Origin of the sequence: Kitasatospora humi (assembly GCF_020907985.1) — a bacterium.
In the GTDB taxonomy this organism is placed as follows: Bacteria; Actinomycetota; Actinomycetes; order Streptomycetales; family Streptomycetaceae; genus Kitasatospora; species Kitasatospora humi.
Genome location: NZ_JAJJPA010000041.1, coordinates 36,312 through 59,966 on the forward strand (window position 1 = coordinate 36,312; position 23,655 = coordinate 59,966).

A 23,655-nucleotide genomic window follows, 5' to 3' on the forward strand; every position below is an offset into this window, starting at 1 on the left:
GGTGCTGATCGGACCCGCGCGGGTCTGGTCGAGCCTCGACTGATTGGATATATTCAGACTGCTCAATCCTGAATGAATCCATCCGCAAGGAGGCCGCCATGGCGGAGCAGCAGATCAGCGGTGCGCGCGAGGTGCGTGCGGCGCGCGGGACGGGCCTGACCGCCCAGGGCTGGCAGCAGGAGGCCGCCCTGCGGATGCTCATGAACAACCTCGATCCCGAGGTCGCCGAGCACCCGTCGAAGCTCGTCGTCTACGGCGGCACCGGCAAGGCGGCGCGGGACTGGCGGTCCTTCGACGCGATGGTGAAGACCCTGCGCGGGCTGAAGCAGGACGAGACCATGCTGGTGCAGTCCGGCCGCCCGGTCGGCGTGATGCAGACCCACGAGTGGGCGCCGCGGGTGATCCTCGCCAACTCCAACCTGGTCGGCGACTGGGCCAACTGGGAGGAGTTCCGCCGCCTGGAGAGCCTCGGGCTCACCATGTACGGCCAGATGACCGCCGGCTCCTGGATCTACATCGGCACCCAGGGCATCCTCCAGGGCACCTACGAGACCTTCGCCGCCGTCGCCAACAAGCGCTTCGGCGGCAGCCTGGAGGGCACCATCACCCTCACCGCCGGCCTCGGCGGCATGGGCGGCGCCCAGCCGCTGGCCGTCACCATGAACGGCGGCGTGGCGATCTGCGTCGACTGCGACCCGTCCCGGATCTCCCGCCGGATCGAGCACCGCTACCTGGACGTCGAGGCGGACAACCTGGAGCACGCCCTGGAGCTGGCCACCGCCGCCCGGGACAAGAAGCAGCCGCTCTCCATCGGCCTCCTGGGCAACGCCGCCGAGCTGTTCCCGCGGCTGCTGGCGATGGACGCGCCGATCGACATCGTCACCGACCAGACCAGCGCCCACGACCCGCTGTCCTACCTGCCGCTCGGCGTGGCCTTCGAGGACATGGCCGACTACGCGGCGAGCAAGCCGGCCGAGTTCACCCAGCGCTCGCGCGAGTCGATGGCCAAGCACGTGGAGGCGATGGTCGGCTTCCTGGACCGCGGCGCCGAGGTCTTCGACTACGGCAACTCGATCCGCGGTGAGGCCCAACTGGCGGGCTACGACCGCGCGTTCGCCTTCCCCGGCTTCGTGCCGGCGTACATCCGCCCGCTGTTCTGCGAGGGCAAGGGCCCGTTCCGCTGGGCCGCGCTCTCCGGCGACCCGCAGGACATCCACAAGACCGACAAGGCCGTGCTCGACCTCTTCCCGGAGAACGAGTCGCTGGCCCGCTGGATCAAGATGGCCCAGGAGAAGGTGCACTTCCAGGGCCTGCCGGCGCGGATCTGCTGGCTCGGCTACGGCGAGCGCGACAAGGCCGGCGAGCGGTTCAACGACATGGTGGCCGGCGGCGAGCTGTCCGCCCCGATCGTGATCGGCCGCGACCACCTGGACTGCGGCTCGGTCGCCTCCCCGTACCGCGAGACCGAGGCCATGCTGGACGGCTCCGACGCGATCGCCGACTGGCCGCTGCTCAACGCCATGATCAACGTGGCGTCCGGCGCCTCCTGGGTGTCGATCCACCACGGCGGCGGCGTCGGCATCGGCCGCTCGATCCACGCCGGCCAGGTCACGGTGGCCGACGGCACCCCGCTGGCCGGCGAGAAGATCCGCCGGGTGCTCACCAACGACCCGGGCATGGGCGTGATCCGGCACGTGGACGCCGGCTACGACCGGGCGGGTGAGGTCGCCGCCGAGCGGGGCGTCCACATCCCCATGAACCAGCACAGCCCGATGGGCGAGCTGTGACGCTGCCGAGCTTCGAGGAGATGTGGGCGGAGCTGCTCCCCGTGGGCCGCTCCGCCGCCTCCGGCGGCTACCGCCGGCACGCCTGGAACACCGCCGACGCCGAGTGCCGGGCCTGGTTCGAGCAGCAGGCCCGTTCTCGTGGCCTGACGTACGAGCGGGACCGCAACGGCAACCAGTGGGCCTGGCTGGGCGATCCGCAGGGCGAGGGGGCGATCGTCACCGGCTCGCACCTGGACTCGGTGCCGGACGGCGGCGCCTTCGACGGACCGCTGGGCGTGGTCTCGTCGTTCGCCGCCCTGGACCGGCTGCGGGAGCGCGGGGCGCGGTTCACCAAGCCGCTGGCGATCGTCAACTTCGGGGACGAGGAGGGCGCCCGGTTCGGGGTGGCCTGCGTCGGCTCCCGGCTGAGCGCCGGCGTGCTCACCCCCGAGCAGGCCCGCGAGCTGCGCGACGCCGACGGCACCCGGCTGCCGGACGCCATGGAGCGGGCCGGTCAGGACCCGACCGCGATCGGCGCCGACGCCGAGCGGCTCGCCCGGATCGGCGCCTTCGTGGAGCTGCACGTCGAGCAGGGCCGCTACCTGACCGAGGACCGGCCGGTCGGCGTGGCGTCCGCGATCTGGCCGCACGGCCGCTGGCGGTTCGACTTCCACGGCGAGGCCAACCACGCCGGCACCACCCGGCTGGACGACCGCCACGACCCGATGCTCACCTACGCCAACACCGTGCTCGCGGCCCGCAAGAAGGCCCGGCTGGCCGGCGCGCTGGCCACCTTCGGCAAGATCGCGGTGGAGCCCAACGGCACCAACGCCATCGCCTCCCTGGTGCGCGGCTGGCTGGACTCCCGGGCCGCCGACGAGGCCACCCTCACCGAGCTGGTCGAGCAGATCCACCGGGCGGCCGCCGAGCGCGGCGAGCGGGACGGGGTCAAGGTCGAGCTGGTCCGCGAGTCCTACACCCCGGTGGTGGAGTTCGACGGACCGCTGCGCGACCGGCTGGCCCGCACCCTGCACGGCGCTCCGGTGCTGCCCACCGGTGCGGGACACGACGCCGGAATCCTGGCATCCGCCGTTCCGACCGCCATGCTGTTCGTACGTAACCCGAGCGGTGTGTCGCACTCGCCGGCCGAGCACGCCGAACTCGCCGACTGCCTGGCGGGCGTGTCGGCGCTGGCGGACGTCCTGGAGGACCTGGCATGTCAGTAGCGAAGACGTACTGGGCCGAGCAGGCCTGGCTGCCGCACGTCAACGGGCCGGTGGTGGAGCCGGACGTGCTGGTCGAGGTGGCCGCCGACGGCCGGATCGCCCGGGTGGTGCCGGACAGCGGGCCCTGCCCGCCCGGCGCCGTCCGGCTGGCCGGCCTGCTGGTGCCCGGCCAGGCCAACGCCCACTCGCACGCCTTCCACCGGGCGCTGCGCGGCACCGTGCAGGTGGGCTCCGGCACCTTCTGGACCTGGCGCGACACCATGTACCGGTTCGCCGCCGCGCTCGACCCGGACAGCTACCTGGCGCTGGCCACCGCGGTCTACGCCGAGATGGCGCTGGCCGGGATCACCGCGGTCGGCGAGTTCCACTACCTGCACCACGCCCCGGGCGGCACCCGCTACGCCGACCCGAACGCGATGGGCGAGGCGCTGATCGAGGCCGCCGCCCGGGCCGGCATCCGCATCACCTTGCTGGACACCTGCTACCTCTCGTCCGGCTTCGGCGCCGAACTGACCAAGCCACAACAGCGGTTCGGCGACGGCGACGCGGAGGCCTGGGCGCAGCGGGCCGGCGCGCTGACCCCGCGCGAGCACGCCCGGATCGGCGCGGCCATCCACTCGGTGCGCGCCGTGCCGGCCGAGCAGTTGGGCACCGTCGCGCACTGGGCGGCGATGCGCAAGGCCCCGCTGCACGTCCACCTGTCCGAGCAGACCGCCGAGAACGACGCCTGCCTCACCGCGCACGGCGTCACCCCGACCCGGTTGCTCGCCGACCACGGGGTGCTCGGCCCGCGCACCAGCGCGGTGCACGCCACCCACCTCACCGAGGAGGACATCAAGCTGCTCTCGGACTCCTCCACGGTGATCTGCATGTGCCCGACCACCGAGCGGGACCTCGCCGACGGCATCGGCCCGGCCCGCCAACTGGCCCGCGCCGGCTGCCCGGTGACCCTGGGCAGCGACAGCCATGCGGTGATCGACCCGTTCGAGGAGGCCCGCGCGCTGGAGCTCAACGAGCGGCTGCGCACCCGCACCCGAGGGCACTGGACCGCCAACGCGCTGCTGCGGGCCGGCACCGAGGACGGGCACGCCTCGCTCGGCTGGCCCGAGGCCGGGCGGATCGAGGCCGGGGCGCTGGCCGACTTCACCGTGCTCGCACTGGACTCGGTGCGCACCGCCGGCCCAACCCCGCGGCTCGGCGTCGAGACCGCCGTCTTCGCCGCCTCGGCCGCCGACGTGCGGCACGTGGTGGTCGGCGGCCGGCAGATCGTCATCGACGGGGTGCACACCCTGGTGCCCGACGTCGCGTCGGCACTGCAGACCTCCATCTCCGCTCTGAAGGTTTCATGACCAGCACGCTCATCACGAACATCGGCACCCTGGTCACCAACGACCCGTCCCATCCCGGGCTGCTCGGCCTCGTCGAGGACGCCGCCGTGGTGCTGGACGGCTCGGTGGTCACCTGGACCGGGCGGGCCGCCGACGCACCCGCCGCCGACCAGCGGTTCGACGCGGCGGGGCGGGCGCTGCTGCCCGGTTTCGTGGACTCGCACGCCCACCTGGTCTTCGCCGGCGACCGCACCGCCGAGTTCAACGCCCGGATGTCCGGCCAGGCCTACACCGCGGGCGGCATCCGCACCACGGTGGCCGCCACCCGGGCCGCGACCGACGCCGAACTGGACGCCAACGTGGGCCGGTTCATCGCCGAGGCGCTGCGCCAGGGCACCACCACGGTGGAGTGCAAGTCCGGCTACGGCCTGACCGTGGCCGACGAGGCCCGCGCCCTGCGGATCGCCGGGGCGCACACCCCGGAGACCACCTACCTCGGTGCCCACGTGGTGGCTCCGGAGTTCGCCGACGACCCGGCGGGCTACGTCGACCTGGTCACCGGCGAGATGCTGGACGCCTGCGCCCCGCACGCCCGTTGGGTGGACGTCTTCTGCGAGCGCGGCGCCTTCGACGGCGACCAGGCGCGGGCGGTCCTGACCGCCGGGCTGGAGCGCGGGCTGGTGCCCCGGGTGCACGCCAACCAGCTCGGCCACGGGCCGGGCGTGCAGCTGGCGGTGGAACTGGGGGCCGCCTCGGCGGACCACTGCACCCACCTGACGGATGCCGACGTCGCCGCGCTGGCCGACTCCACCACGGTGGCCACGCTGCTGCCCGGTGCCGAGTTCTCCACCCGGGCGCCCTACCCCGACGCCCGCCGGCTGCTCGACGCCGGTGCCACCGTGGCGCTGTCCACCGACTGCAACCCGGGCTCCAGCTTCACCAGCTCGATGGCCTTCTGCATCGCGGTGGCCGTGCGCGAGATGGGCATGACCCCGGACGAGGCCGTGCACGCCGCCACCGCCGGCGGCGCCCGCGCGCTGCGCCGCACCGACGTCGGCCGGATCGCCCCCGGCGCCCGCGCCGACCTGCTGCTGCTGGACGCGCCGTCACCGGTGCACCTCGCCTACCGCCCCGGCGTCCCGCTCACCGCCGCCGTGTGGCGGGCGGGCGTCCGGGAGGTGTGACGGCCGGTCAACGCAAGGTGGGCCGGCACCCCCCGGGCGGGTGCCGGCCATCACCTGGAGACGATCTTGCAGCCCATCGCCGCCCAGCACCATCCGCCGATCGACGGGGCCGATCGGCGGGGGCGGGCGGAGTGACCGTCAGCGCGGCGCGTACCGCTTGAACTCGCCCGAGTCGATCACCCAGTCGCCGACCTTCACCTGGTCGCCGAAGACGTAGTCGTGGGTGGCCCGGTAGCGCGGCCCGTCCGGCCCGTCCGCCGGGTCGCTGCACACCCGGACGGTGCCCTTGCGGGGGTCGATCAGGAGGTAGAGCGGGATGCCCATCGCGGGGTAGTCCCGCATCTTCTCCACGTAGTCGTTGGAATGGTTTGACGGCGAGACCACCTCGGCGACCAGCAGCAGCACACGAGGGTCGATCTTGTCGTCGAACTCTTCGAGGACCGCCTCCGAGGCGACGATCAGATCAGGCATGCGCAGTATGCCCAGAGCCGGGTCCTCGATGTCGCCGCCGGTGAGGGCCACCAGGTCGCCGGTCAGTTGGTGGTCCAGCTGGCGCCGCAACCGCATGGCATTCAGCTCATGGGGCGTGGACGACGACATCACCATGGTGATCGCGCCATCCCGGATCTCGATCTTCCGGACCAGGTCGCCGTACTGCTCCATCAGCTCGTCGGCGACGGCCCGGAGCCGCGCGTAGTTCACGCCGCTCAGCGTAGTCGCCCGGACACGCCGGTGGCCCGGCACGCGGATCGCGTGCCGGGCCACCTGGGGCGGGGTGCGTCAGTGCACGTCGCCCATGAGCCGGATGACCTTCTTGCGGTACATCACCAGGGCCACACCGGCGATCAGGGCGGCGACGCCCTGGATCGCGAAGTACCAGGTGGAACCGGTGGCGTTGCCGAGGCCGAGCTGGAGGACGGCGGCCACGCAGTCACCGGCGGTGACGGCGAGGAACCAGACGCCCATCATCTGGCTGGCGTACTTGGCCGGGGCCAGCTTGGTGGTGACCGAGAGGCCGACCGGGGAGAGGGTCAGCTCGCCGACCGTCTGGACCAGGTAGACGAAGGCCAGCCAGAGCGGCGTCACCTTCACGCCACCGGAGGCCGCGGCCATCGCCAGCATCATCACGATGAACGAGGCGCCGATCATCAGCAGACCGATCGCGAACTTCATCGTGGTGCTGGGGTTCTTGGACCGGCGGGACAGCCAGACCCAGAGCCAGGCGAAGACCGGGGCCAGCGCCATGATGTAGAGCGGGTTCAGCGACTGGAACCAGCTGGACGGGAAGTGGTGGCCGAAGAGCGACAGGTTGGTGCTGTCGTCGGCGAAGACGCTCAGCGTGGAGCCGGACTGGTCGTAGATCATCCAGAACACGGCGGCGACCACGAAGAACCAGATGTAACCGCTGATCTTCGACTGCTCGGTGGCGGTGAGCTCCTTGTCCCGCTTGAAGCGGGCGAAGACGGCCACCGGGATCGCGATGCCGGCGATGGACAGCGGCCAGACCGCCCAGTCGATGGTGAACTGGCCGGAGACGGCCAGCACGCCGTAGAAGACCGCGGCCGCGGCCAGCCACAGGCCGCCCTTGCGCAGCAGGGCACCCTTCTCGGCAGCGGTGAGGGGCGAGCTGACCTCGTCGCTCTTCGCGCTCAGGTGGCGGCTGCCCAGCAGGTACTGGGTCAGACCCAGGGCCATGCCGATACCGGCCAGGGCGAAGCCCAGGTGCCAGTTCACGCTCTGGCCGACGGTGCCGATGACCAGCGGGGCGGCGAAGGCACCGAGGTTGATGCCCATGTAGAAGATGGTGAAGCCGCCGTCCCGGCGCGGGTCGTTCGGCCCGTCGTAGAGGTGGCCGACCATCGTGGAGATGTTGGCCTTCAGCAGGCCGGAGCCGACCGCGATGAAGACCAGGCCGACGAAGAAGCTCGCCTCGACCGGCACGGCCAGCAGGAAGTGGCCGATCATGATGATCGTGCCGCCCAGCGCCACGGTCTTGCGGGCGCCGAGGAAGCGGTCGGCGATCCAGCCGCCCGGAAGGGCGAGCAGGTACACCATGGCGTTGTAAACGCTGTAGATCGCGGTCGCCAGAGCGACCTTCATTCCCAGGCCGCCGTGGTTGGTGCCGGCGACCATGTAGAGCACCAGCAGGGCTCGCATGCCGTAGAAGCTGAAGCGCTCCCAGGTCTCGGTCATGAAGAGCGTGGCGAGTCCTCGGGGGTGCCCGAAGAAGGTCTTGCCGCCAGAAGGAGCGCCCGGCTTGCGGCCGGCGTCCAGGGTGGTGGTTGACGCCATCAGTGGTTGTTCCTTGCCTGACTGTATGGGACGCCCCCGCCCCAAGGGGATGGTGGGCGGGGGACGTGCTCACACGGTGTAGTCCTGCTCGCTGCTCGGGCAGGGGCACCGCGGTGCGTGCCGCGGGGACTTAGCCACTGTACGTCGCGCTATTCCACGACATGACGGGACAAAAGACACCGGGTGAATAACAGAAGGATCAAGGCGGCCCCGACTGGGTGCGGAAATCGATGGTAATGCAGCGCTGGCTCCTTCGAAGACAAGGTCGAATAGAGGCAACTCTGTCCGCTGCGGGTGTGGCACCGAAGGCCGACCGTTATCTGATCTTGGTTTGGCGACTACCGACTGTGAACTAGTTCACAGCCATCCGGGGCTGTTCATACGTTTGAACGGGTGGGTCGCCCTCGCGCCGTTCGAGCGACGCGCGCCGGGCGCGTGCACCGTTCACCAGGCGGCCGGGGACTGATCGAGGGGCCGTGGGCCGACTACCATCGCCCCCATGACCTGTGTGCTGCTCGCTGAGGACGATCCGGCAATCTCCGAACCGCTGGCCCGTGCGCTGCGTCGCGAGGGCTACGAGGTACTGGTCCGTGAGGACGGCCCGGCCGCTCTGGAAGCGGGCCTGGAGGAGGAGGTCGACCTGATCGTCCTCGACCTCGGCCTGCCCGAGATGGACGGCTTGGAGGTCTGCCGCCGGCTGCGCGCCGACGGTCGCAGCTGCCCGGTGCTGGTCCTCACCGCCCGGGCCGACGAGGTGGACACCGTGGTCGGCCTGGACGCCGGCGCCGACGACTACGTGACCAAGCCGTTCCGGCTGGCCGAGCTGCTCGCCCGGGTCCGGGCCCTGCTGCGGCGCGGCAACGTGGACTCCCTCTCCACCGGCGCGCACGGCGTGCGGATCGACATCGAGTCGCACCGCGCCTGGGTCGGCGAGGAGGAGCTCACCCTCTCCGCCAAGGAGTTCGAGCTGCTGCGGGTGCTGGTGCGGGACGCCGGCCGGGTGGTGACCCGGGAGGACATCATGCGCCAGGTCTGGGACACCACCTGGTGGACCTCGACCAAGACGCTGGACATGCACATCTCCTGGCTGCGCAAGAAGCTCGGCGACGACGCCACCAACCCGCGCTACATCGCCACCGTGCGCGGCGTCGGCTTCCGCTTCGAGAAGAACTGACGCACCGCTGGATCCGGCGCGCCCACACCGCGCCGGACCGTTGAAAGGGAAGCAGGACCCACCCGCGTGAAGCGCCGAATGATCAACTCGCTGCTCGGCGTGGTCCTCGTGGTGGTCACGGTGTTCTGCGTGCCGCTCGCCCTGGTCGAGAAGCAGAGCATCACCAGCACCGCGCAGAACCGGGTGGACGCGGCCGCCGTGCGGCTGCTCGGCCTGGTGGAGGCCCGGCTGGCGGCCGGCGAACCGGTCACCGGTGAGCGGATCGGCACCGGCGTGGTGGAGGGCGACTACGCCGAGATCAGCGTGCCGGGCCGACCGCCGGTGGCCATCGGCGACCAGCCGACCGGCGGCCGCCCGCTGCACGCCACCGAGACCGGCCCGCACGGGGAGTCGGTGACGGTGGAGCAGTCCCGCCGCGACGTCGACCGCGACACCGCCAACATGCTGCTGCTGATCGGCCTGGTGGCGCTGCTGGCGGTGGCGGCCGCGGTGGCGCTGGCGCTCTGGCAGGCCCGCCGGCTGACCCGACCGCTGATCGACCTGGCGGAGACCGCCGAGCGGCTCGGCTCCGGCGACCCGCGCCCGCGCGACCGCCGCTACGGGGTGCCCGAACTGGACCGGGTCGCGGAGGTGCTGGACGGCAGCGCCGAGCGGATCGGCCGGATGCTCACCGCCGAGCGGCGGCTCGCCGCCGACGCCTCGCACCAGCTGCGCACCCCGCTGACCGCGCTGTCGATGCGGCTGGAGGAGATCACCACGCTGGCCCACCAGCCGGAGACGGTGCGCGAGGAGGCCACCATCGCGCTGCAGCAGGTGGAGCGGCTGACCGACGTGGTGCAGCGGCTGCTCACCAACCAGCGCGACACCCACGGCCCGTCGGCCGGCGGCTTCGACCTCGACGAGGTGGTCAAGCAGCAGGCCGAGGAGTGGTCGGCGTCACTGCGCGGCACCGGGCGGCGGCTGGTCACCGAGGGGCTGAGCCACGTGCACGCGACGGGCACCCCGGGCACGGTCTCCCAGGTGCTGGCCACGTTGATCGAGAACTCGCTGATGCACGGCGGCGGCACGGTCACCCTGCGGGTGCGGCCGTCGGGCAGTTCGGTGGTGGTGGAGGTCCAGGACGAGGGCCAGGGCGTGCCGGCCGAGCTGGGCAACCGGGTCTTCGAAAGGGCCGTCAGCGGGCGCAACTCCACCGGCATCGGCCTGGCGGTGGCCCGCGACCTGGCCGAGGCGGACGGCGGGCGGCTGGAACTGCTCTCGCTCAAGCCGCCGGTCTTCGCGCTCTTCCTGCCGCGCGGCGGCGCGGTGGTGAAGTCGGACTGAATCAGCTGTTGCTGTACTGCTGAACCGGCTGGTCGGCGAGGATCCGCTCGGCCTGGGCGACCACGGTCGGCTCGGTCAGCTCGGGCATCGTCTTGAACACCCAGGTGCGGTAGGAGAAGAAGCGGAACAGCGTGGCGATCCCGGTGCCGACCACCTTGGAGCCGTTGTAGGCGACGGTGCCGGTCATCGCCAGCGTGTAGGTGGTGAACCAGACGGTGCCGTTCTCGATCAGCAGGCCGATGGCGCTGAACAGCAGGAAGAGGGTGATCTCGCGGCGGCGCGAGGCGGCGTCGCTGTCCCGGTAGACCCAGTAGCGGTAGCCGACGTAGTTGGCCGCGATCGCCACGATGGTGCCGATCACCGAGCAGCGCACCGGAGCCCAGTGGGTGGCGTGCAGCACGGCGTTGGAGACCCCGAAGTTCACGGCGATGCCGCCCAGACCCACTATCGCGAACTGGAGCACCTCTCCGGAGGCGCCGCGCAGCCGCTGGACGAGGGAGGGGCGTCGATGTGCACCGGTCTTGGTCATCCGAGGAGGTCTCCTGATTCCTGGCACTGGGCGATCCAGGCTACCGGCTCGCCATGAGGGCCCAAGCGCGGGACGACGCCCCGGGCGCCCCTGCCACGCCCCCGCGCCCGCCGGTGCACCCGCCCCGACCGGCCCGGATATCCTGGCAGCGTGACTTTTCCGGGCAGCGCGAAATTTCCAGTGGTGGGCATGGTCGGTGGCGGCCAGCTGTCCCGCATGACGCACGACGCCGGCATTCCGCTCGGCATCCGCTTCAAGCTCCTCGCCGACACCCCGCAGGACTCCGCGGCCCAGGTGGTCGGCGAGACCGTCCTCGGGGACTACCGGGACCTCGAGGCGCTGCGGGCCTTCGCGGCCGGCTGCGACGTGGTCACCTTCGACCACGAGCACGTGCCCACCGAGCACCTGAAGGCCCTGCAGGCCGACGGCGTGGTGGTCCGCCCCGGCCCCGACGCGCTGGTCAACGCCCAGGACAAGGGTGTGATGCGGGCCAGGCTGGACTCCATCGGGGTGCCCTGTCCGCGGCACCGCCTGGTCGCCGACCCGGCCGATGTCACCGCCTTCGCCCACGAGGGCTCCGGGTACCCGGTGGTGCTGAAGACCGTCCGCGGCGGCTACGACGGCAAGGGCGTCTGGGTGGTGGCCGACGAGCAGCAGGCGAAGGCCCCGTTCCTGGCCGGCGTGCCGGTGCTCGCCGAGGAGAAGGTCGACTTCGTCCGCGAGCTGGCCGCCAACGTGGTGCGCTCGCCCAGCGGCCAGGCGGTCGCCTACCCGGTGGTGGAGAGCGTCCAGGAGGACGGCGTCTGCGCCGAGGTCACCGCGCCCGCCCCCGAGCTCGACCCGGCGCTGGCCGTCGAGGCCCAGGAGCTGGCCCTGCGGATCGCCGGCGAGCTGGACATCACCGGCCACCTGGCGGTCGAGCTGTTCCAGACCGGGGACGGCCGGATCCTGGTCAACGAGCTCGCCATGCGCCCGCACAACTCCGGCCACTGGTCGATCGACGGCGCGGTCACCTCGCAGTTCGAGAACCACCTGCGCGCGGTGCTGGACCTGCCGCTCGGAGACCCCCGCCCGCGCGCCCGGTGGACCGTGATGGTCAATGTGCTCGGCGGCGACTACCCCGACATGTACCACGCCTTCCTGCACTGCATGGCCCGCGACCCGGGCCTGCGGATCCACATGTACGGCAAGGACGTGAAGCCCGGCCGCAAGGTCGGTCACGTCACCGTCTTCGGGGACGACCTCGACGACGTGCGCGAGCGGGCGCGGCACGCGGCCGCCTACCTGAGAGGCACCATCACCGAATGAGCGTGAGCGACACCCCCCTCGTCGGCATCGCCATGGGCTCCGACTCCGACTGGTCCGTCATGGAGGCCGCCGCCCAGGCGCTCGACGAGTTCGAGGTGCCCTACGAGGTCAACGTGCTCTCCGCACACCGGATGCCCCGCGAGATGATCGCCTACGGCGAGCAGGCGCACACCCGCGGCCTCAAGGCGATCATCGCCGGGGCCGGCGGTGCCGCGCACCTGCCGGGCATGCTGGCCTCGGTCACCCCGCTGCCGGTGATCGGCGTGCCGGTGCCGCTGCGCTACCTGGACGGCATGGACAGCCTGCTCTCCATCGTGCAGATGCCGGCCGGCGTGCCGGTGGCCACCGTCTCGGTGGCCGGGGCCCGCAACGCCGGCCTGCTGGCGGTGCGCATGGTCGCCGCCTTCGACCAGGAGCTGACCGAGAAGATGGTCGACTTCCAGCACGACCTGAACGCCCAGGCCACCGAGAAGGGCAAGAAGTTGCGCGCCAAGGTGGCCGGTTCCACGTCCTTCGGCTTCGCCAAGTAGTTACATGGGGAGATGACTTCTCCCGAACAGCTCTCCCGGGCCCGAGCCCTGCTCGCCGCCGCGCCCGTGGTGGACGGTCACAACGACCTGCCCTGGGCGATGCGCACGCAGGCCGGCTACGACCTGGACGCCGTGGACCTGGCGGCCGACCAGCGGCACCGCCTGCACACCGACCTCGACCGGTTGACCGCCGGCGGGGTCGGTGCGCAGTTCTGGTCGGTCTACGTGCCCTGCGAACTGAGCGGCGATCAGGCGGTCAGCGCCACCCTGGAACAGATCGACTTCGTGCGGGCCCTGGTGGACCGGTTCCCGGAGCGGCTGCGGTTGGCGCTGACCGCCGACCAGGTCGAGGCGGCCCGGGCGGACGGGCGGATCGCCTCGCTGCTGGGCGCCGAGGGCGGCCACAGCATCAACTCCTCGCTGGCCACGCTGCGGGCGCTCCACGAGCTGGGGGTGCGCTACCTGACGCTCACCCACAACTCGAACACGCCGTGGGCCGACTCCGCGACCGACGAGCCGTCAGCCGGCGGGCTGACCCGGTTCGGTGAGGAGGTGGTCCGCGAGATGAACCGGCTAGGCATGCTGGTCGACCTCTCGCACACCTCGCCCGACACCATGCGCGCGGCCCTGCGGGTCACCGCGGCACCGGTGCTCTTCTCGCACTCCTCCTCCCGCGCGGTCAGCGACCACCCGCGCAACGTCCCGGACGACGTGCTCGCCCAGTTGCCGGCCAACGGGGGCGTGGCGATGGCCACCTTCGTGCCCCACTTCATCGACGCCCGGACCCGGGAGTGGACCGCCAGGGCCGCCGCGGAACTGGAGGCGCACGGCTTCCGCCCGCTGGACCACACCCCCGAGGCGATGAAGGTGCTGCACGCCTTCGAGGAGCGCGAGCGGCGCCCGGTCACCACGACGGCCGTCGTCGCCGACCACCTGGACCACATGCGCGAGGTGGCCGGCATCGACCACCTGGGCATCGGCGGCGACTTCGACGGCACCGCCTACACCCCGGCCGGTCTGGACGACGTCTCCGGCTACCCCAACCTGGTCGCCGAACTGCTCGACCGCGGCTGGTCCGAGGCCGACCTCTCCAAGCTGACCTGGCAGAACGCCCTTCGGGTGCTGCGCGCCGCCGAGGACGTGGCCCGCGACCTGCGGGCCACCCGCCGCCCCTCCATCGCCACCCTGGCGGAGCTGGACGGCTGAGCGCCCCGCCCCGGGCGCGCCGTCCCGCAGCGGGGCCGCCCTCCCGCGGTGGGCGCGGTCAGCCGAGCAGCGGGATCTCGATGGCCGGGCACTTGTCCATCACCATGTCCAGCCCGGCCGCCGTGGTGCGCTCGAAGGCCGCCTCGTCCACCACGCCGAGCTGGAACCAGACCGCCTTGGCACCGATCGCCACCGCCTCGTCGGCCACCCGGCCGGCCAGCTCGCTGTTGACGAACACGTCGACCACGTCGACGGGGAACGGCACGGCGGCCAGCGACGGGTAGCCCTGCTCGCCGTGCACCGCCTCCGCCCTGGGATGGATCGGCACGATCCGCTTGCCGAAGCGCTGCAGCACCTTGGCGACCCCGAAGGCGGCACGCCGTTCGTTGTTGGACAGCCCGACGACCGCCCAGGTGTCGCCGCTCTGGGTGAGGATCCTGCGGACGGTCGCCGAAGCCCGGAAGTCAGTCATGACCACTGGAACCGCCCCCGCCCGCGACGCATTCCAGCCCCGGCATCAACCGATCGGTTGATGCCGGACATCCATCGTTTCGACGATCGCGAGCCAACCCGATGATCGATCCCGCCGACCCGGTCCGCGCGGGAGATTGGAGTCACGGCGAGAACGCCGCGGACCAACCGAAGGGGAGCCGGTCATGGCCGTCATCGAAGTCGAGCACCTGCACAAGCGGTACGGGCACGTGACGGCGGTGCGGGACGTCTCGTTCCAGGTCGAGCAGGGCGAGATCTTCGGCATCCTCGGCCCCAACGGCGCGGGCAAGACCACCACGGTGGAGTGCCTGTCGGGGCTGCGGCAGGCCGACGGCGGGCGGGTCTCGGTGCTCGGCCTCGACCCGGTCCGGCAGCGGGACGAGCTGCGCCAGGTGCTCGGGGTGCAGCTGCAGTCGAGCGGGCTGCCGGACAAGCTGCGGGTCCGCGAGGCGCTGGAGCTGTACGCCTCGTTCCACCGGCAGCCGGCCGACCCGGTGGAGCTGATGCACCGCCTCGGCCTGGCCGAGAAGGCCGGCGCCCGCTACAAGAAGCTCTCCGGCGGCCAGCAGCAGCGGCTGGCGATCGCGCTGGCGATGATCGGCCGGCCGCGCGCGGTGGTGCTGGACGAGCTGACCACCGGCCTCGATCCGCACGCCCGCCGCACCACCTGGGGGTTGGTCGAGCAGGTCCGCGACACCGGGGTCACGGTGCTGCTGGTCACCCACTTCATGGAGGAGGCGGAGCGGCTCTGCGACCGGGTCGCGCTGATCGACCGCGGCGAGGTGGTCGCGGTGGACACGCCCGCCGGGCTGGCAGCCCGGGCCGGGCAGCGGCAGCGGATGCGCTTCAGGCCGTCCGCCCCGCTGGACGAGGAGCTGCTGCGCGCCCTGCCCGAGGTGGCCGAAGTCGCCTGGCACGGACCAGTGGTGGAGATCAGCGGCACCGGCAACCTGGTGCACGCGGTCACCGCCCAGCTGGCCCGCGCGCAGATCATCGCGGCCGACCTGCGCGTCGAACAGGCCAGCCTGGACGACGCCTTCATCGCCCTGACCGGCCACCCCGACACCGACTGACACCCCGCCACCCGTCCCCCCTCCCCCTCCATCCCTCCCCACGAAGGGCCGGCCCGTCATGTCCACTGTTCTGCACTTCCCCCGCCGAGGTCTGCGCACGCTGACCGCCATCCAGGCCAAGCTGCTGCTGCGGGAGCCGGCCGCGCTGGTCTGGCTCGGCCTGCCGATCGTCCTGGTGGTGGTCTTCGGCAACATCCCGGCCTTCCTGACCCCGGCGGCCGACCTCGGCGGCAAGCGGGTGATCGACGTCTACGTGCCGACCCTGGCCGCGATGGTGCCGCTCTTCCTGGCCTGCACCGCGCTGCCGATGACCATGGCCAGCTGGCGGGAGAAGGACGTGCTGCGTCGGCTCTCGGTCAGCCCCGTGCCGGCGGCGGGGATGCTGGCCGCACTGGTCGCCGTGATGGCCGCGCTGGCGACCGCCGGGGTGGCCGTGATCGTGGCGATCGGCGCGCTCGCCTTCGACGTCTCCACCCCGGGCAACCCCGGTGCGGTGCTCGCCTCCTTCGTGCTGGGCGCCGCCGCGGTGCTCGCGCTCGGCCTGCTGATCGCCGCCCGGGCCCGGACCGGCCCCGCGGCCTCCGCGATGGGAGTGCCGCTGATGATCCTCAACTTCTTCGCCAGCGGTCTCTACTTCCCGGTCGCCCAGATGCCCCACCTGCTGCAGCGGGTCTGCGAGTTCATCCCGTTCGGGGCGGTGACGGCGGCCTGGTCCGGTCAGGGGCAGCTCTGGCAGCACCTGCTGGTGCTGGCCGGCTACACGGCGGTGGCCGGACCGCTCGCGGCCCGCACCTTCCGCTGGGAGTGAGGGCGGTGGCACCGGTCGGCGACCGGACCGCCATGATGGCCGGTGTGACGACGGACGCACCGACTTCCCCGGCGGAGAGCCGCCTCGGCCGGCTCCAGGGCTGGATGCCCCACGTGGGCCTGCTCATCTCCGCGGGGCTGGCCGTCGGCCTCGGCCCGGGCGGCACCGGCGCCCGGGTGCCGGTGGCGGTCCTGACCGTGCTCGCCGCCGCCTGGTACGGGCTGATGGAGGTCGAGCCGCAGGAGTGCGATCGGCGGCGGGTCAAGGCGGTCGTCTTCTACGTCGGCCTGCTGGTGCTGATCGTCGCGCTGGTGACGGTCAGCCCGTACTTCGGCTTCTTCGCCTTCACCGGCTACCTCAAGGTGGCGCTGCTGCCGCGGCGGTTCTGGTGGGCGGGGATCGCGGTCACGGCCGCCGCGATGGCCGCCTGTCAGCTGGGCGGCGTGTGGAACGTGCACGGTGGCCTGGTCGGCATCTACTTCGGCCTGGTGGTGGTCAATGCGCTGATCGCCGGCACGGTCACCCTCAGGTCCATCGAGGAGGACCACCGCAGTCGGCAACGGGCCGCCCACATCGACGAGTTGGCGGAGGCCAACCGGCGCCTGCGGGAGACCATGGCGGAGAACGCCGGGCTGCACGCGCAGTTGGTGGTGCAGGCCCGCGAGGCGGGCGTGCTGGACGAACGGCAGCGGATGGCCGGGGAGATCCACGACACCATCGCCCAGGGGCTGACCGGGATCGTCCGCCAACTGGAGGCCGCCGAGCGGTTCGACGCCGACCCGGAGCGGCGGCTCCACCACGTGGCCACCGCCCGCATGCTGGCCAGGGAGAGCCTGGCGGAGGCCCGCCGCTCGGTCCAGGCGCTGCGGCCCGGCTTGCTGGATCAGGCCCAACTGCCCGAGGCCGTGCACGAGCTGGCTGAGCGCTGGGCGGCCACCTCGGGGGTGACGGCCGGAGTGACGGTCACCGGCACGGCGTTCCCGCTGCCGCCGGCCCTGGAGGTGGTGCTGTTCCGCGCCGCCCAGGAGGGACTGGCCAACATCGCCAAGCACGCCCGGGCCTCCAGGGTCGGACTGACCCTCAGCTACACCCACGAGGTGGTGCTGCTGGACGTGTTGGACGACGGTGTGGGCTTCGAACCGCCCGACGAGGCGGCGGGTGGCGAGAGCTACGGTCTGACGGCGATGCGGCAGCGGTTGCGCCAGGTCGGCGGCAGCCTGGCGATCGAGAGCGCCCCGGGCGAGGGCACCGCGCTCAGCATCAGTGTGCCCGCCCTGCGGGTGCCGGGTGCCGACGGGCCGTTGGAGAATGCACCGTGACCATTCGCCTGCTGATCGTTGACGACCACCCCATCGTGCGCGACGGCCTGCGCGGCGTCTTCGACGGGGATCCCGATTTCGAGGTCGTCGGCGAGGCGGGGAACGGCGCCGAAGGGGTCGACCGGGCGCTGGCGCTGGCGCCGGACGTGGTGCTGATGGACCTGCGGATGCCCGAGGTCGGCGGCGTCGAGGCGATCCGGCGGCTGCGCGACCGGGCGCCGGCCGTGCGGGTGCTGGTGCTGACCACGTACGACAGCGACGCGGATGTGCTGCCGGCGGTCGAGGCCGGCGCCACCGGCTACCTGCTCAAGGACGCGCCGCGCGAGGAACTGGTCCGCGCGGTGCGGGCGGCGCGGGACGGGCAGGCCGTGCTGGCGCCGACGGTCGCGCAGAAGCTCATGGGGCGGATGCGCGAGCCCGCACCCGGGCCGGCCGAGGCGCTGACCGAGCGCGAGCTGGAGGTGCTGCGGCTGGTGGCGGCCGGCAGCACCAACAAGGAGTCGGCGCGCCGGCTGTTCATCAGCGAGGCCACCGTCAAGACCCATCTGCTGCACCTGTACGCCAAACTCGGCGTGCGGGACCGCGCGGCGGCCGTCGCCGAGGGCTACAAGCGCCGGTTGCTCGACTGACGCCGCGTCACTCGCTGAACGGGCGCCCCATCGCGCGGTAGCTCCAGCCCGCGGACCGCCAGCGCGGGCCGTCCAGCACGTTGCGCCCGTCCAGCAGCCGCCGACGGGCGACCACCTCGCCGAGCGCCGCCGGGTCGAGCTCGCGGAACTCCTGCCACTCCGTCAAGTGCAGCACCACATGGGCGCCGGTGACCGCCTCGATGACCGAGTCGGCGTAGCCCAGCGAGGGGAACATCTTGCGGGCGTTGTCCATCGCGCGCGGGTCGTAGACCGTCACCTGGGCGCCCTGCAGCTGGATCTGGGCGGCCACGTTGAGCGCGGGGGAGTCCCGGATGTCGTCCGAGTCCGGCTTGAAGGCGGCGCCGAGCACCGCGACCCGCCGGTCCAGGAAGCCGCCGTCGCACTGCTCGCGGGCCAGCTCGACCATCCTGGAGCGGCGGCGCATGTTGATCGAGTCGACCTCGCGCAGGAAGGTCAGCGCCTGGTCGGCACCGAGCTCGCCGGCCCGTGCCATGAACGCCCGGATGTCCTTGGGCAGGCAGCCGCCGCCGAAGCCGAGGCCGGCGTTGAGGAACCGGCCGCCGATCCGCTCGTCGTAGGAGAGCGCCTTGCTGAGCATCGTGACGTCCGCGCCGGACGCCTCGCAGACCTCGGCCATGGCGTTGATGAAGGAGATCTTGGTGGCCAGGAAGGAGTTGGCGGCGGCCTTGACCATCTCGGCGGTCGGGTAGTCGGTGACCACCAGCGGCACGCCGTCCGCCAGCGGCGTCGCGTAGACCTGGCGCAGCAGCTCCTCGGCCCGGCCGCCCGGACGCACCCCGATCACGATCCGGTCCGGGTGCAGGGTGTCGCCCACCGCGAAGCCCTCGCGCAGGAACTCCGGGTTCCAGGCCAGCTCGACACCGTCACCCGCCGGTGCCAGTGCCGCCAGCCGCTCGGCCAGCCGGCGGGCGCTGCCGACCGGCACCGTGGACTTGCCGACCACCAGGACCGGGCGGGTCAGTTGCGGGGCCAGGGCGTCCACGGCCGCGTCCACGTGGGACATGTCGGCGGCGAACTCGCCCCGGCGCTGCGGGGTGTTGACGCAGATGAAGTGGACGTCGGCGAACTCGCCGACCTCCTCCCAGGAGGAGGTGAAGCGCAGCCGCCCCGTCGAACCGGGGTGCCCGGCGACGTGCTTGACCAGCAGCTCGCTCAGCCCGGGCTCGTACATCGGGACCCGGCCGGCCGCCAGCGAAGCCAGCTTCTCCTGGTCCACGTCGAGCCCCAGCACCTCGAAGCCCAGCTCGGCCAGGCAGGCGGCATGCGTGGCGCCGAGGTAGCCGGTTCCGATGACCGAGATGCGCAGGGCCACAGGGGTTCCCCTTCACGGGCCGCCGGGGTATGACCGGCACGGGCAGGACGAGATGCAGTAGCCGATGGTATCGGCTGGTGCCGTGTCACCCACGTCACGTCCCTGCTACGCAGCGGTAAGGCCTAGAATATGGACTTACTTAACAGTAACTAACGTTCATGTACAGAGGGGTGCACACCATGGCGAGCAGTGCCGACTTCGACCTCTTCCAGATCTCGGAGGAGCACCAGATGCTCCGCGAGACGGTCCGCGCGCTCGCCGAGGCCAAGATCGCCCCGTTCGCGGCCGACGTCGACGAGCACGGCCGCTTCCCGCAGGAGGCCCGGGACGCGCTGGAGGCGAACGACCTGCACGCCGTCCACGTCCCGGAGGAGTACGGCGGCGCCGGTGCCGACGCGCTCGCCACCGTCATCGTGATCGAGGAGGTCGCCCGGGTCTGCGCCTCCTCCTCGCTGATCCCGGCGGTGAACAAGCTGGGCTCGCTGCCGGTGCAGCTCTCCGGCTCCGAGGAGCTGAAGGCCAAGTACCTGGGCGCGCTGGCCCGTGGTGAGGGCATGTTCTCCTACTGCCTCTCCGAGCCGGACGCCGGTTCGGACGCGGCCGGCATGAAGACCCGCGCGGTCCGCGACGGCGACTACTGGGTGCTCAACGGCGTCAAGCGCTGGATCACCAACGCGGGCGTCTCCGACTTCTACACCGTGATGGCCGTCACCGACCCGGAGAAGCGCTCCAAGGGCATCTCCGCGTTCGTGGTGGAGAAGGGCGACGAGGGCGTCTCGTTCGGCGCCCCGGAGAAGAAGCTCGGCATCAAGGGCTCCCCGACCCGCGAGGTCTACCTCGACAACGTCCGGATCCCGGCCGACCGCATGATCGGCGCGGAGGGCACCGGTTTCGCCACCGCGATGAAGACCCTGGACCACACCCGGATCACCATCGCCGCCCAGGCCCTCGGCATCGCCCAGGGCGCGCTCGACTACGCCGCCGGCTACGTCAAGGAGCGCAAGCAGTTCGGCAAGCCGATCGGCGACTTCCAGGGCATCCAGTTCATGCTGGCCGACATGGCGATGAAGCTGGAGGCGGCCCGCCAGCTCACCTACGCCGCCGCCGCCAAGTCGCAGCGGGTCGACTCCGACCTGACCTTCTACGGCGCCGCCGCCAAGTGCTTCGCCTCCGACGTCGCCATGGAGATCACCACCGACGCCGTCCAGCTGCTCGGCGGCTACGGCTACACCCGCGACTACCCGGTCGAGCGGATGATGCGCGACGCCAAGATCACCCAGATTTACGAGGGGACGAACCAGGTCCAGCGGATCGTCATGGCGCGGAACCTTCCGACCGCCTGATTAGAGCCCAAAGCACCAGGTCAGAGGCACCCTTCGGGGTGCCTCTTGGCTTTCCGGATGCTTCCGGCTAGTTCAGCCTGGTTCCGGGCCTCATGCTGGCCAAATGCTGGCCAGGACGGGGCCTCGGAGGGCGGGTTCGGGCCCTGTCTGACTGGGGAGCGCTCGCCGCGCTGCTGACGCTGCCGGATGACTCCTGACGGCGGCAGTGCGTCGCCGGGCGGTGCTCAGAGCGGCAGAGCGGGGCTGACCGACGCTGGCGCCATAGGGCTGCGGCCGGGGAAGCCCCGGACCGGCCTCGTTATGCCAGAACAGGAATATTCGCGTTGCGGCATGGACGCATCAGGCCGCCCGCCGTAACGTCAGAGAGCGAGCCGGGAGACTCCCGGCACAGAGGGGGCCAACTATGGCTGAGAAGCCGGGACTTACTCGTCTGACGGGCCGCCTGTACGGGCCGAACTGCGATGACGACGACTGCCCCAACCTGTACCGCACCGAGAACCGGACGATCGTTGTCCAGGGCGACCTCTACGACGGATTCAAGGCCCCGGCAGGGGAAGGGCTCGTGGAGATCCCGGAGCACGTCCTGAGGGAGGCTGTTCGTGCTCTTGGATGGTGAATCGTGGCGGGAGGTGTTCGACGCCTACCAGCGCGACGCCTGGCGCTTCGAGGCGCAACCGGCGTACACCATGCCGAATGAAGCCGAAAGCGTTGCCCGGTTCCTTCGGGGTGAGCCGAAGCCGGACAGCCACAATGTCCGCTGGCACGAGCGAGTCCGTGCGTACTTGGCGGCCGGAAGGCGAATCGGTCGAGTTCGGATTATCCGCCAGCCGCTGACCGATTATCAGCGTTATCAGTTCGCCTGGGGTATTCCCGGCAACATCGAAGCCGGGGAGGACATTCGCGTTCTCGATGTCACCCATGATGACTACGGGTTGCCGCTCACGGGTCAGGACTGGTGGATGTTCGATGAGGCGCGGATCGTCCACCTGAACTTTCGGCCGGATGGAACGCAGATCAACCGCGAGTTGGTGGATTCTCCGGATGTCGCCCAGTACTTGCGGTGGCGTGATATCTGCCTGGCGCATGCGATTCCGTTCCACCAGTACCTGAAAGAGAATGGGTGACGTTCGATCCTGACGAGCTAGGTCGTTCCAAACAGGATCTGGCGGAGTCGATAAGGGCACTACGCAAGCGGGCTGGCCTTTCTGGGGAAAGGCTGGCCCGCTTGTGCAACATGTCTCAGAGTAAGATTTCCAAGATTGAAACTGGGAAGATCGCGCCGGGTCTCACGGATATCGAATGCATCCTTCGGGCGCTCGATGCGCCCCCGGAGACAGTCAGTGAGATAACCGCTCTGGCACGGCTGGCCTCAACCGAGTGGCAGGACAAGCGTTCATCCTGGCGAAGAGGGGTCGTCAAGCGGCAGGCCGAACTAGCAGCGCTCGAAGCCGGGGCAACCCGGCTTCGGTTCTTTCTCCCTGCGATGATTACCGGCCTCTTGGCCACGCCAGAATATGTGAGGGCAAGTCTTACCTACACGCCGGGCGATACGTCGGCTGCGATGGCTCGCAAGCTTGAGCGCCAGGCGGTTCTGTACGACGAGAGCAAGTCTTTTACCTTTATCTTGACAGAACAGGCAGTCAAGTGGGCCGCCGTGCCGGCTCCAGCCATGTCGGTTCAAATTGACCGTCTGGCATCCTTGTCCCATCTTGCAAATGTCAATATCGGCGTTATTCCGTACGGCACTGTCCTGCCACGTGGGCCCATGAACACGTTCACCGTGTATGACGAAAGGCTGGCAACGGCGGAGAGTTTTACTGGGCGCATGGTATTCCAGGACTCGCGAGATGTAAGACAATACCTTGATCTGTTTGCGCTGTTCGAGCAGCATGCGGTCTTTGGGCAGCAGGCCCGATCCTGCCTGGAAGAATGGTCGAGCATGTATCGCAGTGATCCTTAGTCCATTACCGGAATATCTTTGATCTGGCTTCATGAATTCCCCTAACTTGGTTTCTCGCCCACGAAGCCAAGCGATGGGGAGCTAGGCCATGTCCACAGCCGTGAATCCAGCGCCGGTAGTTCACCGGAACCGGCGCAAGGCCAGTCAGGCCGTCATGGACGCCATGCGCGCCGAGTACCAGGAGGCGCGGGCGAAGCGGGGGATGTCCGGGCGGGTCGAGTACGTCAACACGGCGTGGTGCGACTGCCCCGAGCATCGGTTGCCCGAGTCGCTGGAACCTCGCGGGGTCGCGGACGTCGTGGAGGACGTGGCTGATGCTGCCTGAGTCCGCCAGCCGTGAACTGGCCAACGACACTCCGGAGTTCGTCCCGTGTGTGCGGTGCGATGAGTTGACCGCCATGGCTACCGAGGCGTGGGCCGCGAAGGGCGGACCGGATCACTCCGCCCTGTCTGACGTTGTGGTGCTCCGGCAGCGGCATGTGGCGGACTGCTCCATGCCCCCGACGGCCGAGCCCGAGGCTCGGCGGACTGATCACCCCAACTCGCCTGTCAGCTAGTGCCTTTCGAGGCGACAACCCATGATCGGCCCTGGCCGTGCCGTCGTTCCCCGTGGCGGCCCGCTCGGGGCCCGAGCCCCCGGTGATGACTCTCGCGGGTCGCCGGGGGCTCTTCCACGTCCACAGAAGGCTTCAGGCGCCCCTGAAAACGACGAAGAGGCCCCCGCTGGAGCGGGGGCCGTTGCGCATCCGGCAGAGAGGAACGAGGCCGTGCCAAGTGCCCCCTTCTTTGCCAGGTGGTGTGACACCACTAG

General features: G+C 70.9%; 23 protein-coding genes. 18 read left to right on the top strand and 5 right to left on the bottom strand.

The genetic code is table 11. From position 1 onward, the window contains the following. Positions 1 to 113: 113 nt before the first annotated feature. Genes hutU through hutI form a run of 4 tightly spaced genes read left to right on the top strand, consistent with a single transcriptional unit; the run spans position 114 to position 5,504 of the window. Positions 114 to 1,787, top strand: coding sequence for a urocanate hydratase (gene hutU / locus LN042_RS28405; RefSeq protein WP_230054282.1), 1,674 nt, complete (start codon positions 114 to 116; stop codon positions 1,785 to 1,787). 20 nt (positions 1,788 to 1,807) lie between these two features. Next, entirely contained in the window at positions 1,808 to 2,992 is a 1,185-nt protein-coding gene (locus LN042_RS28410) for an allantoate amidohydrolase (protein ID WP_230054283.1), read from the top strand. Continuing rightward, complete coding sequence (locus tag LN042_RS28415; protein WP_230054259.1) at positions 2,983 to 4,341, top strand: formimidoylglutamate deiminase; 1,359 nt, start codon at positions 2,983 to 2,985, stop codon at positions 4,339 to 4,341. The genes LN042_RS28410 and LN042_RS28415 overlap by 10 nt, the downstream gene beginning before the upstream one ends. Further along, positions 4,338 to 5,504 (top strand): imidazolonepropionase, encoded by a 1,167-nt coding sequence (gene hutI, locus LN042_RS28420; protein WP_230054260.1) that lies wholly within the window; start codon positions 4,338 to 4,340, stop codon positions 5,502 to 5,504. Before LN042_RS28415 ends, hutI begins: the two co-directional genes overlap by 4 nt. 138 nt (positions 5,505 to 5,642) lie before the next feature. On the opposite strand, the gene LN042_RS28425 is transcribed toward hutI, so the two are convergent. After that, a complete protein-coding gene (locus LN042_RS28425) occupies positions 5,643 to 6,206 on the bottom strand; it encodes a Uma2 family endonuclease (protein WP_230054261.1) in 564 nt (187 codons plus the stop codon). Between the two features lie 78 nt (positions 6,207 to 6,284). Beyond that, on the bottom strand, positions 6,285 to 7,796 hold the full coding sequence (locus tag LN042_RS28430; protein ID WP_230054262.1) for a peptide MFS transporter: 1,512 nt from the start codon (positions 7,794 to 7,796) through the stop codon (positions 6,285 to 6,287). A 499-nt stretch (positions 7,797 to 8,295) separates the two neighbouring features. Between LN042_RS28430 and LN042_RS28435 the strand changes: the two genes are divergently transcribed. Both LN042_RS28435 and LN042_RS28440 read left to right on the top strand, forming a co-directional pair. Continuing rightward, complete coding sequence (locus LN042_RS28435; RefSeq protein WP_230054263.1) at positions 8,296 to 8,970, top strand: response regulator transcription factor; 675 nt, start codon at positions 8,296 to 8,298, stop codon at positions 8,968 to 8,970. A 66-nt stretch (positions 8,971 to 9,036) separates the two neighbouring features. Beyond that, positions 9,037 to 10,293 carry a sensor histidine kinase gene (locus LN042_RS28440; RefSeq protein ID WP_230054264.1) on the top strand — a complete coding sequence of 419 codons (1,257 nt, stop codon included), beginning with the start codon at positions 9,037 to 9,039 and terminating at the stop codon, positions 10,291 to 10,293. 1 nt (position 10,294) lies between these two features. Here LN042_RS28440 and LN042_RS28445 read toward each other — a convergent pair whose 3' ends face one another. After that, entirely contained in the window at positions 10,295 to 10,822 is a 528-nt protein-coding gene (locus LN042_RS28445; RefSeq protein WP_230054265.1) for a GtrA family protein, read from the bottom strand. Between the two features lie 150 nt (positions 10,823 to 10,972). Here LN042_RS28445 and LN042_RS28450 point away from each other — a divergent pair, with 150 nt between their 5' ends. Genes LN042_RS28450 through LN042_RS28460 form a run of 3 tightly spaced genes read left to right on the top strand, consistent with a single transcriptional unit; the run spans position 10,973 to position 13,866 of the window. Beyond that, positions 10,973 to 12,130: a 5-(carboxyamino)imidazole ribonucleotide synthase gene (locus LN042_RS28450; RefSeq protein WP_308191879.1), complete on the top strand. Its 1,158-nt coding sequence runs from the start codon at positions 10,973 to 10,975 to the stop codon at positions 12,128 to 12,130. After that, positions 12,127 to 12,660 carry a 5-(carboxyamino)imidazole ribonucleotide mutase gene (gene purE / locus LN042_RS28455; RefSeq protein WP_230054266.1) on the top strand — a complete coding sequence of 178 codons (534 nt, stop codon included), beginning with the start codon at positions 12,127 to 12,129 and terminating at the stop codon, positions 12,658 to 12,660. The genes LN042_RS28450 and purE overlap by 4 nt, the downstream gene beginning before the upstream one ends. 12 nt (positions 12,661 to 12,672) lie before the next feature. Next, the gene (locus LN042_RS28460) at positions 12,673 to 13,866 is read left to right on the top strand and encodes a dipeptidase (protein ID WP_230054267.1); all 1,194 of its coding nucleotides are present in this window, start codon (positions 12,673 to 12,675) and stop codon (positions 13,864 to 13,866) included. Positions 13,867 to 13,924: 58 nt separating this feature from the next. Here the strand turns inward: LN042_RS28460 and LN042_RS28465 are convergent, their stop codons facing one another. After that, positions 13,925 to 14,338, bottom strand: a complete 414-nt coding sequence (locus LN042_RS28465) for a CoA-binding protein (RefSeq protein WP_230054268.1) — start codon at positions 14,336 to 14,338, stop codon at positions 13,925 to 13,927. A 184-nt stretch (positions 14,339 to 14,522) separates the two neighbouring features. On the opposite strand from LN042_RS28465, the gene LN042_RS28470 reads away from it, so the two are divergent. From LN042_RS28470 to LN042_RS28485, 4 genes are read left to right on the top strand one after another with little or no spacing between them, the layout of a single operon-like run. After that, positions 14,523 to 15,431 (top strand): ABC transporter ATP-binding protein, encoded by a 909-nt coding sequence (locus tag LN042_RS28470; RefSeq protein WP_230054269.1) that lies wholly within the window; start codon positions 14,523 to 14,525, stop codon positions 15,429 to 15,431. Positions 15,432 to 15,489: 58 nt separating this feature from the next. Further along, positions 15,490 to 16,239: an ABC transporter permease gene (locus tag LN042_RS28475; RefSeq protein ID WP_230054270.1), complete on the top strand. Its 750-nt coding sequence runs from the start codon at positions 15,490 to 15,492 to the stop codon at positions 16,237 to 16,239. A 35-nt stretch (positions 16,240 to 16,274) separates the two neighbouring features. Further along, a complete protein-coding gene (locus LN042_RS28480) occupies positions 16,275 to 17,558 on the top strand; it encodes a sensor histidine kinase (protein WP_372495836.1) in 1,284 nt (427 codons plus the stop codon). Next, positions 17,555 to 18,187, top strand: coding sequence for a response regulator (locus LN042_RS28485; protein WP_230054272.1), 633 nt, complete (start codon positions 17,555 to 17,557; stop codon positions 18,185 to 18,187). The genes LN042_RS28480 and LN042_RS28485 overlap by 4 nt, the downstream gene beginning before the upstream one ends. A gap of 7 nt (positions 18,188 to 18,194) precedes the next feature. Here the strand turns inward: LN042_RS28485 and LN042_RS28490 are convergent, their stop codons facing one another. Further along, positions 18,195 to 19,541, bottom strand: a complete 1,347-nt coding sequence (locus tag LN042_RS28490) for a UDP-glucose dehydrogenase family protein (RefSeq protein WP_230054273.1) — start codon at positions 19,539 to 19,541, stop codon at positions 18,195 to 18,197. Between the two features lie 179 nt (positions 19,542 to 19,720). Between LN042_RS28490 and LN042_RS28495 the strand changes: the two genes are divergently transcribed. From LN042_RS28495 to LN042_RS28515, 5 genes are all read left to right on the top strand, one after another. Then, entirely contained in the window at positions 19,721 to 20,884 is a 1,164-nt protein-coding gene (locus LN042_RS28495; RefSeq protein WP_230054274.1) for an acyl-CoA dehydrogenase, read from the top strand. 403 nt (positions 20,885 to 21,287) lie between these two features. Further along, positions 21,288 to 21,500 (top strand): hypothetical protein, encoded by a 213-nt coding sequence (locus tag LN042_RS28500; RefSeq protein WP_230054275.1) that lies wholly within the window; start codon positions 21,288 to 21,290, stop codon positions 21,498 to 21,500. Continuing rightward, entirely contained in the window at positions 21,484 to 22,008 is a 525-nt protein-coding gene (locus LN042_RS28505) for a DUF6879 family protein (protein WP_230054276.1), read from the top strand. The genes LN042_RS28500 and LN042_RS28505 overlap by 17 nt, the downstream gene beginning before the upstream one ends. Beyond that, positions 22,005 to 22,844, top strand: coding sequence for a Scr1 family TA system antitoxin-like transcriptional regulator (locus tag LN042_RS28510; protein WP_230054277.1), 840 nt, complete (start codon positions 22,005 to 22,007; stop codon positions 22,842 to 22,844). Before LN042_RS28505 ends, LN042_RS28510 begins: the two co-directional genes overlap by 4 nt. Positions 22,845 to 22,998: 154 nt before the next feature. Then, positions 22,999 to 23,169, top strand: coding sequence for a hypothetical protein (locus tag LN042_RS28515; protein ID WP_230054278.1), 171 nt, complete (start codon positions 22,999 to 23,001; stop codon positions 23,167 to 23,169). Positions 23,170 to 23,655: the final 486 nt, after the last annotated feature.